At 36.5% G+C, this 16,344-nt stretch carries 12 protein-coding genes; all 12 read right to left on the bottom strand.

Annotated elements, in window-relative coordinates; genetic code table 11:
- Positions 1 to 99 precede the first annotated feature (99 nt).
- The 12 genes from ACK4M9_RS01410 to ACK4M9_RS01465 all read right to left on the bottom strand — a co-directional run bounded on the left by ACK4M9_RS01410 (position 100) and on the right by ACK4M9_RS01465 (position 16,334).
- On the bottom strand, positions 100 to 498 hold the full coding sequence (locus ACK4M9_RS01410; protein WP_409847046.1) for a cytidine deaminase: 399 nt from the start codon (positions 496 to 498) through the stop codon (positions 100 to 102).
- A gap of 24 nt (positions 499 to 522) precedes the next feature.
- Positions 523 to 1,353 (bottom strand): purine-nucleoside phosphorylase, encoded by an 831-nt coding sequence (locus ACK4M9_RS01415; RefSeq protein ID WP_409847049.1) that lies wholly within the window; start codon positions 1,351 to 1,353, stop codon positions 523 to 525.
- Positions 1,354 to 1,409: 56 nt separating this feature from the next.
- Positions 1,410 to 1,577: a XapX domain-containing protein gene (locus tag ACK4M9_RS01420; RefSeq protein ID WP_409847052.1), complete on the bottom strand. Its 168-nt coding sequence runs from the start codon at positions 1,575 to 1,577 to the stop codon at positions 1,410 to 1,412.
- A 20-nt stretch (positions 1,578 to 1,597) separates the two neighbouring features.
- Positions 1,598 to 2,266, bottom strand: a complete 669-nt coding sequence (deoC, locus tag ACK4M9_RS01425; RefSeq protein ID WP_409847054.1) for a deoxyribose-phosphate aldolase — start codon at positions 2,264 to 2,266, stop codon at positions 1,598 to 1,600.
- Between the two features lie 19 nt (positions 2,267 to 2,285).
- Entirely contained in the window at positions 2,286 to 3,587 is a 1,302-nt protein-coding gene (locus ACK4M9_RS01430) for a pyrimidine-nucleoside phosphorylase (protein WP_409847366.1), read from the bottom strand.
- A gap of 26 nt (positions 3,588 to 3,613) precedes the next feature.
- The gene (locus tag ACK4M9_RS01435; RefSeq protein ID WP_409847056.1) at positions 3,614 to 4,828 is read right to left on the bottom strand and encodes a NupC/NupG family nucleoside CNT transporter; all 1,215 of its coding nucleotides are present in this window, start codon (positions 4,826 to 4,828) and stop codon (positions 3,614 to 3,616) included.
- A 368-nt stretch (positions 4,829 to 5,196) separates the two neighbouring features.
- On the bottom strand, positions 5,197 to 6,135 hold the full coding sequence (gene deoR / locus ACK4M9_RS01440; RefSeq protein WP_409847059.1) for a DNA-binding transcriptional repressor DeoR: 939 nt from the start codon (positions 6,133 to 6,135) through the stop codon (positions 5,197 to 5,199).
- Positions 6,136 to 6,224: 89 nt separating this feature from the next.
- A complete protein-coding gene (locus ACK4M9_RS01445; protein ID WP_409847061.1) occupies positions 6,225 to 9,269 on the bottom strand; it encodes an efflux RND transporter permease subunit in 3,045 nt (1,014 codons plus the stop codon).
- Positions 9,270 to 9,683: 414 nt separating this feature from the next.
- Positions 9,684 to 11,669 carry a TRAP transporter permease gene (locus tag ACK4M9_RS01450; RefSeq protein ID WP_409847064.1) on the bottom strand — a complete coding sequence of 662 codons (1,986 nt, stop codon included), beginning with the start codon at positions 11,667 to 11,669 and terminating at the stop codon, positions 9,684 to 9,686.
- A 226-nt stretch (positions 11,670 to 11,895) separates the two neighbouring features.
- Positions 11,896 to 12,858 (bottom strand): TAXI family TRAP transporter solute-binding subunit, encoded by a 963-nt coding sequence (locus ACK4M9_RS01455; RefSeq protein ID WP_409847067.1) that lies wholly within the window; start codon positions 12,856 to 12,858, stop codon positions 11,896 to 11,898.
- A 220-nt stretch (positions 12,859 to 13,078) separates the two neighbouring features.
- Positions 13,079 to 14,791 (bottom strand): LTA synthase family protein, encoded by a 1,713-nt coding sequence (locus ACK4M9_RS01460; protein ID WP_409847070.1) that lies wholly within the window; start codon positions 14,789 to 14,791, stop codon positions 13,079 to 13,081.
- 451 nt (positions 14,792 to 15,242) lie between these two features.
- A complete protein-coding gene (locus tag ACK4M9_RS01465) occupies positions 15,243 to 16,334 on the bottom strand; it encodes a GGDEF domain-containing protein (protein WP_409847072.1) in 1,092 nt (363 codons plus the stop codon).
- Positions 16,335 to 16,344 lie beyond the last annotated feature (10 nt).

A 16,344-nucleotide genomic window follows, 5' to 3' on the forward strand; every position in this document is an offset into this window, starting at 1 on the left:
TTTTTTTGTTTTTTATAAAAATGTTTTTTTTTTCCTTCATTAAAATATGGGTGCCCGCCCCCTTTTGGGGTTGCTTGCCACCAACACTATAAGCGTTGTTTATTTAATTAAATCCTCTGGTAAAAAAGCGCCAGGTAAAATCTCACTAACGGTTGTTTCTTTAATGTCACCATTCATGTTTGATAAATAAATGATCATGTTTGGATCACACAGTTCTGCAATTACTTGTCGGCAAGCGCCACAAGGAGGAACAGGTCTCTTTGTATCCGCAACAACTGCTAATGCAACAAATTCTCTTTCTCCCTTAGCATATGCACTAAACAATGCTGTACGCTCTCCACAATTACACATACTATATGCCGCATTTTCAATATTACAGCCATGAAAAACCTCGCCACTTTTAGTTAGCAATGCTGCACCAACGCCAAACTTTGAATAGGGAACATACGCCTTTTCTCTTGCAAGCTTCGCTTCATGAATTAACTGTTCTTTCTTCATATCTCGCTCACACCTTCGCATTTTTTAAAATTCATTATAGTTAGATACAATATTCTTTACTAGCTTAATAAATTTTGGTTTTGCGCGATTAGCCACTTCGACAACTTCCTCATGAGTAATCCCTTCAATTTCTTCACCGATTGCCATGTCTGTTATACATGAGATGCCAATAACTTTCATATCTGCATGACGGGCAACAATTACTTCAGGAACAGTTGACATCCCAACAACGTCTCCACCAAGCTTACGAAGCATGATCAACTCTGCACCTGACATATAAGTTGGCCCGGTTACTCCAGCATATACACCTTTTTGCAGATTAAGCTCAAGCTTAGATCCTATTTGCTCTACGTATGTAACCAGTTCTGGAGTGTAAGCATGGCTCATATCTGGAAAACGTGGTCCAAAACTTTCGATGTTAGGACCAATAAGTGGGTTATCTCCTGTCATGTTTAAATGATCCGTAATGATCATTAAGTCACCAGGTTGAAAGCTCTTGTTCATGCCGCCACATGCATTCGTAACTACCATTAGATCAACACCAAGTTCTTTCATAACTCGGACTGGGAAGGTTACTTCTTGCATTGAGTAACCTTCATAATAGTGAAAGCGTCCTTGCATGGCCACTACACGCTTACCATCTAAATCACCTATTACAAGCTGGCCTGCATGACCTACTACCGTAGAAACTGGAAAATGCGGTATATCACCATAAGGTATCTTTACAGCATTCTGAACTTCATCTGCCAGTTCACCTAACCCTGATCCTAAGATTAGACCAATTTCAGGTTTTACCTCGATCTTCTCCGCAATAAAAGCTGCTGACTCTTTGATTTTTTGATACATATCTTGCATATTAAACCACTCCATTCCCTTTTAATATGAACTAACTATCCTAGACCAACTAAAATTTATGAAAAAAGCTTAACCGCTTGGGTAAAGATTAGTCCGCCAAGGAAAATTCCGACTATCCCCATAATACCAGCCAAAACAGGTGGTGCAGGTAAAGGTAACTTTAAACTTTTAAATACAATTCCAATGATTACCCCAGCAACTAAACTTAATATAATCTCTTTCATTTTTAACAACCTCTTTTATTTTAGTATGTTGACGTTGACGTTTCGCCTTTAATAATAGAAACACCAGAACTAGCTCCTATGCGAGTAGCACCTGCAGCAATCATTGCTTGTGCATCGGCTAAACTTCTTACTCCACCTGAAGCTTTTACACCAACATTAGGACCAACGGCTTTTCTCATTAATGCAATGTCTTCTACTGTTGCGCCACCCGTAGAAAAACCAGTAGATGTCTTTACAAAGTCAGCGCCAGCTTGAACAGATAAACGACAAGCACGCTCAATTTCTTCCTTTGTTAAAAGACATGTTTCGAAAATAACCTTCGTCAAAGCTTTCCCTTTAGCTGCTTCTACGACAGCGCGAATATCTCGCTCTACTAATTCATCATCGCCTGCTTTTAATGCTGCAACATTAATGACCATATCAACCTCAGTCGCACCATTGTTAATTGCGTCATGAGTTTCAAAAGCTTTTGTTTCAGGCGTGTTTGCTCCTAAAGGAAAACCGATGACGGTACAAATATCAACTCCAGTATCTTTCAAAAGTTCTGCAGCTGTTTTAACCCATGTCGGATTTACGCATACAGAAGCAAAGTTGTACTCCTTAGCTTCCGCACATAGTGCCTCAATTTGTGCTTTAGTAGTATCTGCTTTTAATGCTGTGTGATCGATCATTTTTGCTAAATTTGTCATCGTTATATTATCCTCTCTTTTATAAAATTTCTTTGTAGATTAGTGATGGAGCTTTTACTTGATGTTCAACGATTGAATATGCTTCATAAATTCGCTTCTTAGCATCTCCAACATTTTCACTATTACTATGGATGGTCACTAGCGATTCACCAACTTTTACAAAATCACCGACTTTTTTATTTAAGACAAGACCAACCGCTAAATCAATGATGGAATCTTTCGTAGCACGACCGGCACCAAGAACCATTGCTGCTGTTCCAATTTTATCTGCAATAATTTCCGATACATATCCTTCCTTTTGCGCCTTTACTTCTATTATATAGGTTGCCGTTGGAAGTCTCAAAGGATCATCAATGACAGTTGCATCCCCACCTTGAGAAGCTAAAAATACTTTAAACGTTTCTAACGCCTTGCCATTTTCCATAACTTCTACTAACATTTGACGTGCTTCTTCTATCGTTTTTGCCTTTTGGGCAAGAACAACCATATGACTACCTAATACTAAACATAGCTCTTGTAAATCTTCAGGTCCTTTTCCGACTAATGTGTCGATGGCCTCTTTCACCTCAAGTGCGTTTCCAATTGCAAATCCAAGTGGTTGACTCATATCAGATATAACCGCCATTGTTCTTCGGCCAACACCATTTCCGATTTCAACCATCGCCTTTGCAAGATCAACTGCATCATCAAGTTCTTTCATAAAGGCACCGTTACCTGTTTTTACGTCTAACACTATTGCATCAGCTCCAGATGCAATTTTTTTACTCATGATCGAGCTAGCTATAAGTGGTATTGAATTAACCGTTGCTGTAACATCACGTAAACCGTATAACTTTTTGTCTGCTGGTGTTAAGTTTGCACTTTGTCCAATTACAGCGATTTTATTATCATTAACAAGTTTTATAAACTCTTCATTGCTTATTTCCACATGAAAGCCTGGAACAGCTTCTAGCTTATCAATCGTACCACCGGTGTGACCTAAACCTCTACCAGACATTTTTGCTACTGGTACACCCACGGCTGCTACAAGAGGTGCAAGTACAAGAGTCGTCGTGTCACCTACTCCACCAGTACTATGCTTATCAACTTTAATGCCTTTAATGCCCGATAAGTCAATTTGATCTCCCGAGTTCACCATCGCTTCAGTTAAATACACCCGCTCTTGTTGAGTCATTCCCTGAAAGAAGATAGCCATTGCAAAAGCTGACATTTGATAATCTGGAATCGTATTATTCGTGTAGCCCTCGATTAGAAATTGAATCTCTTCCATACTTAATTCATGTCCATCTCTTTTCTTTTCTATTACATCTACCATTCTCATCATTGACAACTCCCTACTTTATATTATTAGAATAACATTCCTGCAATCGATGCACTTAGTAGTGATGCTAACATCCCCGCGATTACAGCTCTAACACCTAATTTTGCGATATCTGGTCGGCGATTAGGAGCAAGGTTACCTAACCCACCTAGTAATATACCCATGGATGATACGTTAGCGAAGCCACATAATGCAAAACTTATAACTGCTACTGTTTTTGGTGAAAGTTGTTCAATTTGTGGTGCAAATGCATAGTAAGCTACAAATTCGTTTAAAATCAATTTTTGCCCAATATATCCACCTGCTTGAACTGCCTCTGACCAAGGTACTCCGATTGCAAAGGCAATTGGTGCGAATAAAACACCAAGAATCATTTCTAATGTTAGTCCTTCAAAGTTGAATACCCCACCAATTAATCCTAATAAACCATTTATTAGTGCAATTAGAGCAATAAACGCAAGTAACATCGCGCCGATATTCAGTGCTAATTGTAAACCAGTACTTGCTCCTCTGGCTGCTGCATCAATAACATTTACCGATTCAGTATCCTTCTCGAGATGTAAGTCGTCTGACGTCTGAGAATGTTCAGTTTCCGGGATCATAATTTTTGCAATGATTAACCCTGCTGGAGCTGCCATAAAGCTTGCTGCAAGTAAATATTCTAAAGGTACCCCAAGCAATGAATATCCAATTAACACAGACCCTGCTACTGACGCTAATCCCCCAGTCATTACAGCGAAAAGTTCTGACCTCGTCATTTTCTCTAAATACGGCTTTACAACTAAAGGTGCCTCTGTTTGTCCAACAAAAATGTTAGCTGCAGCCGATAGTGACTCAGCCTTACTTGTTCCTAATAATTTTGAAAGTCCACCACCTAAGAATTTAATGACAATTTGCATAATTCCTAAGTAATAAAGAACGGATATTAAAGCTGAAAAGAAAATAACAACCGGTAATACTTGAAATGCAAAAATAAAACCGACATTATCTGCAATGAAAACTCCTCCAAATAAGAAGTTAATTCCTTCGTTTGCATAATTGACAATTTCATTAACACCTAATGCTAGTTGTGCTAATTTTTCTTTCCCAAACTCCCACTTCAATACGATAAATGCGAATGATAGCTGAATTGCTAATCCACCTAAGACTGTTCTTGGTTTAATAGCCTTACGATTGCTTGAAAATAAAAACGCAAGAAAAAACACAGTAAAAATCCCAAAAATTCCCCATATGATGTTCATGTTAGCCACCTCTTGTTGTTTTAATTGATTAGTTTTTAACAAATTGAATCTAATGCTTTTGGAAACGATTTCATTTTTCCTATAAAATTAATAAATTTATGTTTGTAAAGATCATGATCGGTACAGAATTAATATACCAGACTTAAGGAACAAATGTAAACTACCAATTGAACATTTGTAAAAAATAATAAAAATGTTCAAAACTACGACAAAATTGTATCACAAATTTAAAGTGTGACAGCAATAATAAAAATAAAAAACGAGGCTATCCAAAAGGAAAGCATCAGTCACCAATGAAAGTTCACTTTCACCAACACGGATGTAATTAAAGGTGCACTGATACTTATGGGACAACCTCGCTAAGAAAATCATTTATCTAGTAAAAACTTTGCAGTATACTGATCCGTTACTAATACATTTGCATACTCACCTTTTAATGCACCGTAAATCCCTTCGATTTTATGGGCACCTCCAGCTACTAATACAGCAAACTCCTTTTGCTTTAGTTCCTCCAACTCAATTCCTAACGTTCGCGCATTCAATTGTTCATTACATATCTCACCATTACGGTCGAAAAAACGTGAACATATATCACCAACGGCCTTTGAGTGTATCGCGTTCATTTCATCGTCAGTAAAATAGCCTAGCTGGAATAATAATGACTCTGACTTTATTGGACCTATTGTGAAAACAGCAATATTCGCTTGTTTTCCAAGTTCTAATATTCGTTTTATGTGACGGTCCGCTTCCATTGCTTGCTTGACAACAACATGATCTACTATCGCAGGCAACGGCAGATGATGTGGCGCTGTATTAAAAGCTTTCCCAAATAAATAGAGAATTTCATTCATATGGGTGTTCGTTTCCGAGTGACTAACTCCACCCTTTAACTGAACAACTTTTACATCCTTTACTGCTTTCTGTTCTAATTCGACCGCAGTATGATATAATGTCGTCCCCCACGTCACACCAATGGTATCACCGTCTTTTACAACCTCGTGCAAAAACTTTGCTGCCATTTCACCGAGAAACGTTTTAATCACATGATCCTCATATTGGGGGATATGAGTGACAATTGCCTTTTTTAAATTGAACCTTTGTTCAAGTGCATACGATAAATTTTCGATATCCTCGGTAGGGTCAATTATTTTAATTTGGACGATCCCCTCTTCCTTAGCCAGTTGAAGAAGTCGCGAAACAGTTGGTCTTGAAACACCTAATTCCTTGGCAATATCATTTTGATTATAATCCAATAAATAGTAGAGCTTTGCCGCTTCTATAACCTTTAGTAACTTATCATGTTCCATATCATCACCTATGTTTTGAAATTATGTTCTATTGTAACAAACATTATTATCGTTTACATCTAGAAAATAACTCAATCGGTGAAATTTCGTTAAACAGTTTCCGATATTTTGTTCCGTCTAGTTGATTTACGTCGAAATAGTCGATTTAAGCCTTTTTTTACATCCTCAAATAATAAGTAAACTGAAGGTATGAGGATTAGTGTAATTAATGTTGCAAATAGTAAGCCTGATATAATCACAATGGCTAGCGGTGACTGATAGTTACTAGCTGTTCCTGATGAAATAGCAAGCGGCAGCATTCCAGCAACGGTTGTTAATGTTGTCATGAAAATTGGTCGTAAGCGATTTTTCCCGGCTTCTACAATCGCTTCACTCGTTTCATAACCTAAACCTCTTAGCTGTTTTGTACGATCTATTAACAATATCGCATTATTTAGCACAATCCCTATTAAAAACACCATTCCCATTCCTGACATAATACTTAATTCAGACTGGGTTATTAATAGACCAAACAAAGCTCCTGTAATTGTCATCGGGATAATCGACATAACGATAATCGGATGAATAAAGCTATTAAATTGAACTGTCATTACTAAATACACTAGAAAAACAGCAATTCCTAATATCATCATCATATCTTGTTGCAGCTCTTTTTGTTCTTCTAAGCTACCTCCCGTTTTAATTGTATAGCCAATTGGCGCCTCAAATTTGCTTAGTAACTCTTCAACATCGCGATTTATCGAACCTAAATCGCGACCTTCAATGTCAGCCATTACAGTAAGGATTCGTTCACCATCTTTTCTAGTAATTTCGGTAGGTACCTCTACTTTGGATAAGTCAATGAACTTCGCTAATTTTTTTGCCCCATTGATCGTTAAAATTTCTTGTTTTAGCAAGTCGTCCTTCTTATTGATGTTCACGTTCGTTGTTACGAATATCGGAGTTGTCTCCTCATCCTTTAACTCGCCAACTGGTAGTCGTACTGACCACTCTTGTAATTGCGCAAATAACATTAAAGGAGTAACCCCATCATCTTCCATTTGTTTCATTTTAAAAGTGATTTGTTCTTCTACCACTCTTTTTGTTGCAGATGAAGTAATGCCAACGATACCATCAACAGTCGCTAATTCATCCATGATATCTTTTGAGATAAGGCTAAGTGTTTCCAAATTGTCGCCTTTAATCTCAATTGCAACTGGAAGCGAAGGTCCTGAGAAATCGGCTGTGCCTACACTAATTATTGGATAATCTTCTTCTAAATCACGGATACTTTTATTCAATGCTTCATTAACTTCGCTTTGTTCCATCGTTGCACTTTCTTCTGGTGTCATATTAACAAGAAGATAGAACGCTCCAATATTATCCAAAATTAAATTATTATCAACATCATCTATCTTGGAGATCGTTTCATTAATTTTAACCGCAATTTCTTCACGTTCGGCAGGAGTTAAACCACTCTCGAGTTGAACCATTACTTCCGCATAACGATTAAGGACATCCGGCATCACTGTCATTGGTATTTTCGTCACAAGCAATATGGAACTAATAAATATTGCTGCAAATAGTGCTATCATTCCATAACGATTTCGTTTTTTCTTCGTTATCCAAGTAACTAACTTCCCGTACCTATTTATAATGGATCCTTCTTCCTTATCACCCTTCCTAGCCTTAAGTTTTAAGAAATTCTCACTTAACGTTGGAATTAACGTAAATGCAACTATTACGGAGCTGACTAAAGTAATAACGACAATCATTGAAAGAATAATCATAAATTGCCCCATCTCGCCACCAAGAAGTCCGATTGGAACAAAGACAACAATCGTTGTCAGCATTGACGCCAGGACCGCTGTTGCCACTTCTTTAACTCCAGCTAAAACAGCTTCTAGCTTCTTATAGCCCTCTTCTTTCTTACGATAGATTGACTCTAATATAACAATCGAAGAATCAACCATCATACCAATCCCTAGCCCTAATCCAATCAGCGTAAGCATGTTAAAGCTATAATCAAAGAAGTACATCGTTACAAATGTCAATAAAATCGATAATGGAATTGATAACCCAATTATGATTGTTGCACGTATATTCCTTAAAAATAAGATAAGAATGATTAGTGCAAATATCCCTCCAATAATTACGTTACTACTGACTCCATTGATCGAGTTCGTAACATAATCTGCTTGTGCGACTAATTCTTCAAACTGAAAATCTTTGACAAGACCTTCCGCTTTGATTTTTTCAATTTCCTTACGGACGGCTGCTGCCATCTCTACTTGAGTTACTTCTTTAACACGACCAATTTGCACAAAAATAAAGTCTCTCGTTCCATTATTCCAACCTACTGATGATTCCATAGTCTTTTCTTCATACACTTTTGCGACTTCATCGATTTTTTTCATACCTATAGCTGATTGCAATTCAATCTGCTTAATATCATCGACACTTGTAATTGAAGTCGTCCATCTGACAATTGGTTTCCCTACTTCGGACTCTAGTGTTGCCACTGAAGTATCAACATTTAACTGCTGAATGCTCTGAATGACTTGCTGATGAGGAAGTCCCGCTTCTTTTAGCTTTTCTAGATCCAACTCAACGATAATTTCTGTCTTTTCAATTCCCTCAAGACCAACTTCACGAACTTCTGGCAGTGCTTCGAGGCGTGGTTTAACAACTTTCTCGGCAAATTCAGACATCGCCTGCATTTGACCGTCGGTAATTGTCATATAAAACTCATAAGGCTGATCCGTAGATATTTGTTGCGCGGCAATGTAGTTAACTCCTGAGAGTTGATTTTCCAATCCTTTCACCGCTGATTCAATTTCTTTAAATACCTCTTCTCCTAACCCATCTTCAGCTTGAACCATAATGGAACTAACACCAATTAATGAAGAGCTAGTATATGTTTTTATACCCTTTATATTTTGTAATACTTGCTCAATTGGTTTTGTCACTTGCTCTTCAACGTCTATTGTCGCCATTTGCCCTGCATTTGCATAAATGACCGCTCCATCAAAAGAAATTGACGGAAAAAGCTCCCGATCAAGTTTGCCAGCAGAGTAAATACCAATCATAAAAATAAATAAAACCATTAATAAGACCAGTTTCTTTCTCGCAATCAAAAAACGTAATATACTCATTTGTTTCCCTCCCATTATTACAAACAATTTAATTATATACATAAAAGGAATATTTTAGGTGAATTAATTATTTTTTAATTGTTAAATTCCTGAAGTATCCCCTTCACAAACATAATCATATCGAAAGTAAAACTTTTCCATAATGATCCACAGGCTGATTTCAACTAGGTCTTGAGGCGTAGTTAACCTTAGTTGAATTTTAAGGATAAAAAAAACCACAATTAGAATTTTACTAAAAGTGGTTTTAATTTCTATTTAATTCAATGAATTTCATAATTCATTATTTTCGCTACTAAGTTCTAAATGTAGTTGCGTTAAAACCATTCGCCACTACATTTAGTTTGAAATAGCTCGATTAAGGTAATTATGAAATTCACTCAATTGATAAAGCATTTTTTCTTTTACAAAAAAATTCTAAGATAAACTGGTAACATTTTGAATATCTCGATCTTTCTTGAATTTCAAAATTTGTAAGACTGCTACTAATGCTATTAGTCCAGCACCGATCAAGTCGGTATGTCCATCTGGATAAATTAACAATAATCCTCCAATACCACCTATTAATCTTTCAATAACACTCATATGACGCAATAAATAACCAGTTACCGCCGAACCAATGGCGATCATTCCGATTAATGACGTCATAATTACGATTGTACCTTTTACAAACGTCGTGTCGATCAAAAATAAATCAGGTGATAGCACGAAAATATATGGAATTAGAAATGCTGCAATAGCCAGTTTTGATGCTTCAAAACCTGTTTTGATTGGTTTACCTCTTGATATCCCACAGGCGGCAAAAGCGGCAAGCGCCACAGGTGGTGTAATATCTGCCACAATTCCAAAATAAAAGGCGAACATATGGGCAGACAAGAGAATGGATGTTGTTATTTCAGTTGCTCCTGAATCAGTCAGAAGTAAAATAATCGCAGGTGCTGCCATCGTTGATGTAATGATATAGTTAGCTGTTGTTGGCGACCCCATTCCGAGAATAATCGAAGCAACCATTGTAAAGAACAAGGTTAACAATAAAATACCGTTTGATAAATCGATTAATCCATTGGCAAATTTTAAACCTAGTCCAGTCAGCGTCACAACTCCAACAATCATCCCTGCACACGCTGTTGCAGCAGCAACACCTAGAGCTGTCCGCGCCCCATTTTCAAGTGCTTCAAATATATCTTTAATAGATAAGCGTGTTTCTTTACGAATTGCTCCAACTATAATAACACTTAAAATTCCAAATAAAGCAGCTTTAATTGGTGAAGAGCCCGTCATTAGTAAACCGATAATGACAAAAATCGGAAGAAGTAAATAAAGCTTTTTCAGCACATCTTTTTTATTCGGTATTTCTTCGTTTGTCAGACCTCTAAGCCCAATTCGCTTTGCTTCTAAATGTACCATAATCCATATACCCGTAAAATAAAGAATTGCTGGAACAGCAGCGGCTTTGGCAATTTGCCAATACGAGATCCCCGTAAACTCTGCCATAAGAAAGGCAGCCGCCCCCATAATTGGCGGCATTAATTGTCCACCTGTAGATGCAGCAGCCTCGACCCCCCCTGCAAATTCTTTACTATATCCAGTTTTTTTCATCATCGGAATTGTAAAAGAACCTGATGTTACAACGTTAGCAACTGAACTTCCACTTATTGTTCCTTGTAAGGCACTAGAGAAAACGGCTACTTTAGCAGGACCACCAACTTGTTTACCTGCTATTAAAAGAGCAAGGTCGTTAAAATACTGACCAACTCCTGTTTTCACTAAAAAAGCACCGAATAGCAAAAATAAGAAAATAAATGTTGCTGATACAGCTAATGGTGTTCCTAAAATCCCATCTAATGTAAAATACATATGGCTGATCAAACGCTCGAGACTAACTCCTCGATGCTCTAAAAATCCCGGCATATAGCTACCATATAATGAATAAAGTAAAAATGTAACTGCTATTATAACAATCGGTAATCCAACGACACGTCTCGCTGCTTCTAGAACTAGTAGAATAGCAAGTCCACCAATGACCAAATCTATTGAATTATACATCCCGGCCCGTTGGACAAGATTGCTATATTCAAACGTCCAATAAAGACCAACAACTATACTTATAACAGATAGTATGCCATCATAGATGGGTAATTGATTTTTCTTTGCATTTTTTGTAAGCGGATAAAGTAAGAATATTAATGCGAGCGCAAATGTTAAATGAACCGATCGTTGCAGCTGTGATGCTAATGTTCCAAATATTGCCGTGTATAGTTGGAAACATGAAAAGGAAATTGCGCCACCCTTAATAATCCATTTTAATATCCCTGTAAAGTTTCGGAAATTAGATTCTTTATCGTATTTTGTTAGAAGCTCTTGTTGTTGAGCTTCCGCTTCTTTTGTAAGCTTCTCTTTCATGAATATCCCTCCTAACTTGTATAAAACAAAATTCAACTAACCATCAGTTAAAAGAGGAGAACTGGTGGTTAGTTCAATTTTTTATTAACTATATATATCTGAGTTTCTTAAAGCAAATTATCTATTACTCTATTAAACTGTAACTTAAGTTTGATATTAACTAAAAAATCCGAGCCAGGAAGTAGATTTACCACCTCGCTCGGACTTTTCAAAAAGAACAAGATAATTACTTTAAACCATTCTCTTTATAAAATCTTAACGCTCCAGGGTGAATATCTAAAAGTAACCCTTCAACTGCATTCTCTTTTGTAATACTTTCTGCTCTTTGGTTAATTGCAACTAAATGATTCGTATTTTCGAATAAGGCTTTTGTCACATCATATACAAAATCTTCTGGAAGGTCTTTTGAAACGGCTAACATCGCTTTTACAGCAACTGTTGTCGTTTCAGCAGTACCAGGGTATGTTTCGGCTGGAATCGTTTCTTTAAGATAGAAAGGATACTTAGCAATTAAAGCATCAATCATGTCAGCCTCAAGACTAATTAGTTTTACACCCTTTGTAGCTGATAATTCAGTAACTGCTGCTGTTGGAGCACCTGCAGTTACGAAGGCAGCATCTAAGTTACCATCTTGAATTTTAGAAACTGAGTCACCAAAAGAAAGATGTTCCGCTTTTAAATCATCGAACGTTAACCCATAAACCTCAAGCACTTGTAGCGCATTAGCTTCTACACCGCTACCTGGAGCACCTACAGAAACTTTCTTGCCTGCTAAGTCAGCAACACTTGAAATTGCACTATCAGCTGGAACAACGATATGAACCGTTTCATTGTATAAAGATGCAAGCCCTTGTAAGTTTTCAACTTTGGTGCCTTCAAACATAAATGTCCCATTAAATGCATAATCAGCAATATCACTTTGTACAAATGCTAATTCAACTTCTTTTGCACCTAGTAGACGCATGTTTTCGACAGATCCACCAGTTGTCTGTGCTGTTGCACTCACTTGAGTATTATCAGTAATAATTTTTGCGATACCACCACCAAGTGGGTAATATGTACCCGAAGTTCCACCAGTTGCAATCACTAATTGATTAGGTAAATATTCTCCAGTATCTTCTTTAGTGCCACAAGCAGTAGCAACTAACATAAGTACTAAGACTAATGTGAACGACAATAACTTTTTCATTTATTTAATCCCCCTAATTTGATTTGTACTCTGTATTATACAATAAATTAGTGAAATTAGTAACAAAAAACAACAAAAAAACCCTTCTTATTTTCAAAATATTTTTACAAAAGTGAAAAAACTGTCATTTTCGATCGCTTTTTTGATCCATTACGTTATCTATAGGTGAACCGTAAAACATGGGAGAAGGCCACGTATATCGTTTTCTATTTGAAAATCTTCATTCTCCAAATAATTGTTGATATTGCAACAGCTGATATTTCTTGTAAAACTCATCACTTATTTCATTTATTCCATTGTTCGCTGAGATGATTGGCCTGTCATTCTTTCTAACTTCATTTAGAAATTTCATAAATGGTGGTTGCTGAAGGGCATATTGGTCTAACACATAAGCACCAAGAAAAGACGAGTTCATGTAAAGTTCTGACTGTTTCTCTTGTTGAAAGTTGTCCCAGACAACAAAGGGTACAGAATACATTTTCTGATACTCTTCAATCGACCAATGTTTTGGATTTATATCATTAATATAGTTTGACTCTGTATATAGATCTCCTAATAGTGGTAAGTGGTCACCAAAAAAGACAATCACCGTCGGGTCTTCGATCTTTTCGAAGTAATCTACTAATAGCTTTAAGGAATCATCAGCATCTTTAACCCCAGTACTATATGTACTCATTTTTTTCTCTAATGTACTAGAGAAAGGCCCGGTAACCTTAATTCGATCTTCATCATATTGGTTTAGATCAAATGGACTGTGATTTTGCATCGTTACTGCAAAAATAAATAGCGGTTCCTCTGAGCTTTGGTGTTCTTTCATAATTCTCCTCGACATCTCCATATCTGCGATAAAACCTCTACGGTACTCCGGGTTAATAAAATTCTCAAGACTAAAAAATTGTTCAAATCCAAATTGTTCATAAACAACATCTCTTTGATAAAACCAGTCGAGATACGTATGAATTGCTACGGCTCTATAACCTTCCTCACTTAAAATTGAAGCAAGTGATGGCTGACTTCCCCTTATAAAATGTGCATACGCTAACGTTCCATGCGGTAAAAGATGCATGCTACTTCCTGTTAAAACCTCAAATTCAGTATTCGCTGTACTCCCACCGAAAACAGGTGCTAAGAGATTTCCAGATGTATAGTTTTGTTGTAGCTCCCTGAAAAATGGTAAAGGATCTTCATTGAATTTCACATTTGTCAGCCTCATCGGATCCCAAAAAGCCTCATTCATGATAAAAATAATGTTAGGCTTTTTTCCTAGACTTGACTCAACTTTAGAAAATTGTTCCCTTAATTCATTAATCGTAGTTTCTGAATAGCCATCCGGCTCATTAATTCTCATTTCTTTTATTGCCTGAATAAAACCACCTTGAACTCCATTAACTTGATAGCTTATACTCTGATGCCAGTGGACTTGTCCATTCATAGAATTAACGTAAAAAAGTATAATTAATAACATTGAAAGAAGCACCATCACTCCTCCCATTTTTGCTTCCAACTTCTGATTACTAAAAGCAAAAGGAACGAGAATAAAAAAGAGAGCAAGGAGAAATAAAAAAGTCACATCTCCTATTGAAACTAAATTAAAGTATTCTCCGATTTTTGCAGCTTCTTTTCCTAACGAGAAATCCCAAGGTAAAAATGGTTCTCCTTTCAAATTCAACTTAATCCTACTTATCGTAAAGAACGTTAACATACTAAGAGATAGTACCCATAAAGCAACACGAATGCGTCTCGTTAGTAATTTCAATACTAAGAAAAATAAATATAACAGTAGTAAATTGAAAAAGAATAAGATCGGTTTATCTCCAAGCCACTTAAAGACATCTATTATATTAGAGCGATGCCAAGCTTCAAGTAAAATAAGTAAACTCAAAAAGTAAAAGCATAATATGATCGGTCTTCTTTGAAACATGTCTTTACCCATGGACACTTCATCCTTACTAAAACATCATTGTCGTTATCCATCAGTATATGTGATTACCGAAGTTTTATAAGCTTCAGTGATGTTCAATTTCCTCTATACAGAACTTTCATGATTTACCACTCTCAACCCTGATGAAAATTTCGGCCGACTTCTTTCGCTTCGTAGTTATCCAGTTAAGTATAAGGGGCTCACTCAAGAACACTGCCAATTTTTTTACAGTACACTCAAATGGCTGCGAAAAACCTGCCGCAACCATTTCCCAAAATAGTCTCCTCTCTCTTCGCTGTAAAACTCTATCGAATTTTAGAGGCTCGTTCAAGGAAATCCAACGACATCTACTAAAAGTAAGTTTTATGTCATATTTTATTAACGATAAAAGTTAATGCTCACTACTTAATTTTTATACAAAAAAAGTCCCACTAACAGCGTTAGTAAAGACTTCTTTTTCCACCTAGACGGCTACTTTATTTTTTCCGCTTTCTTTCGCTTCATAAAGCAAGGCATCCGCTCGTTTAAAGAAATCACTTTTTTTCATTCCAAAATCATAGTTCTTTAAACCAATACTAACGGTCACTAGTCTGTTCTGAATTTCTTGGTGGTGCAATGCAGCAACCTTCACTCTAATCGCTTCAGTAATCTCATAGGCTTCATCAAAGCTCTTTTCCGTAAACAAAATAGCAAACTCCTCACCGCCATAGCGTGCAACAATATCGTGCTCTGATACACTTTTCAGTATCGTATCTGCGACACATTTCAAGACTGTATCCCCTACACTATGCCCAAAGTCATCATTAATTTTTTTAAAGTCGTCAATGTCCACTATGGCTAGTTGAAGTGGTAAATTGTACTTTTCACTTTGTTCCGCAAGATAGTCCATATATTCATGAAATGTCTTATGATTGTATAAGCCAGTTAAGGCATCTGTCTTAGATAATCTTTCCATCAATGCACTCTTTACAATAAGTTCCTTTTCCTTTTCTGACGTTTTCCTTAGAACTTCAATTACTTCGTTTCCTCTTTGGAGGATCGCTAAATATAGAGTGAAACCGGCACATAAAGAGAAAAAATAAGAAAAATACTCATACTCTGATGTAGCCATTCTAATCGGTGGAAATCCTATATGTACTACTGTCAGCCCAGTAAGATTTACAACAAAACTAAACACTAATTTACTCTTTTCAAAATATATTAATGCCACCACCATCGGTAATAGCAATGTTACTTGTAAACCTGGTACAGTCGGGTTTATCACAATATTTACGAGAGCGATTAGTGTCCCAGCAATAATCAATAATCTAGAATGATATGCCTTCTTAATTTTTATCAAATATTCGCAACCTAACATGATCAATAAATGCATGCTCATTTGGGGAATGACTTTCCATAAGAAAAATTTTAGAATATGTTCAGGAAAGTAAAAATAAGTAACAATTAATCCTACAAATTGGCCCAAAATCGAGATGCTCACCAACAACCAATAAAAATTGACAATTTTCTTTGACCATAGTTCATAATCAAATCCTGATAAATTATCTTTCTCCATGGGGTAGCCC

Source organism: Anaerobacillus sp. (assembly GCF_046314235.1).
Taxonomy (GTDB): domain Bacteria; phylum Bacillota; class Bacilli; order Bacillales; family Anaerobacillaceae; genus Anaerobacillus.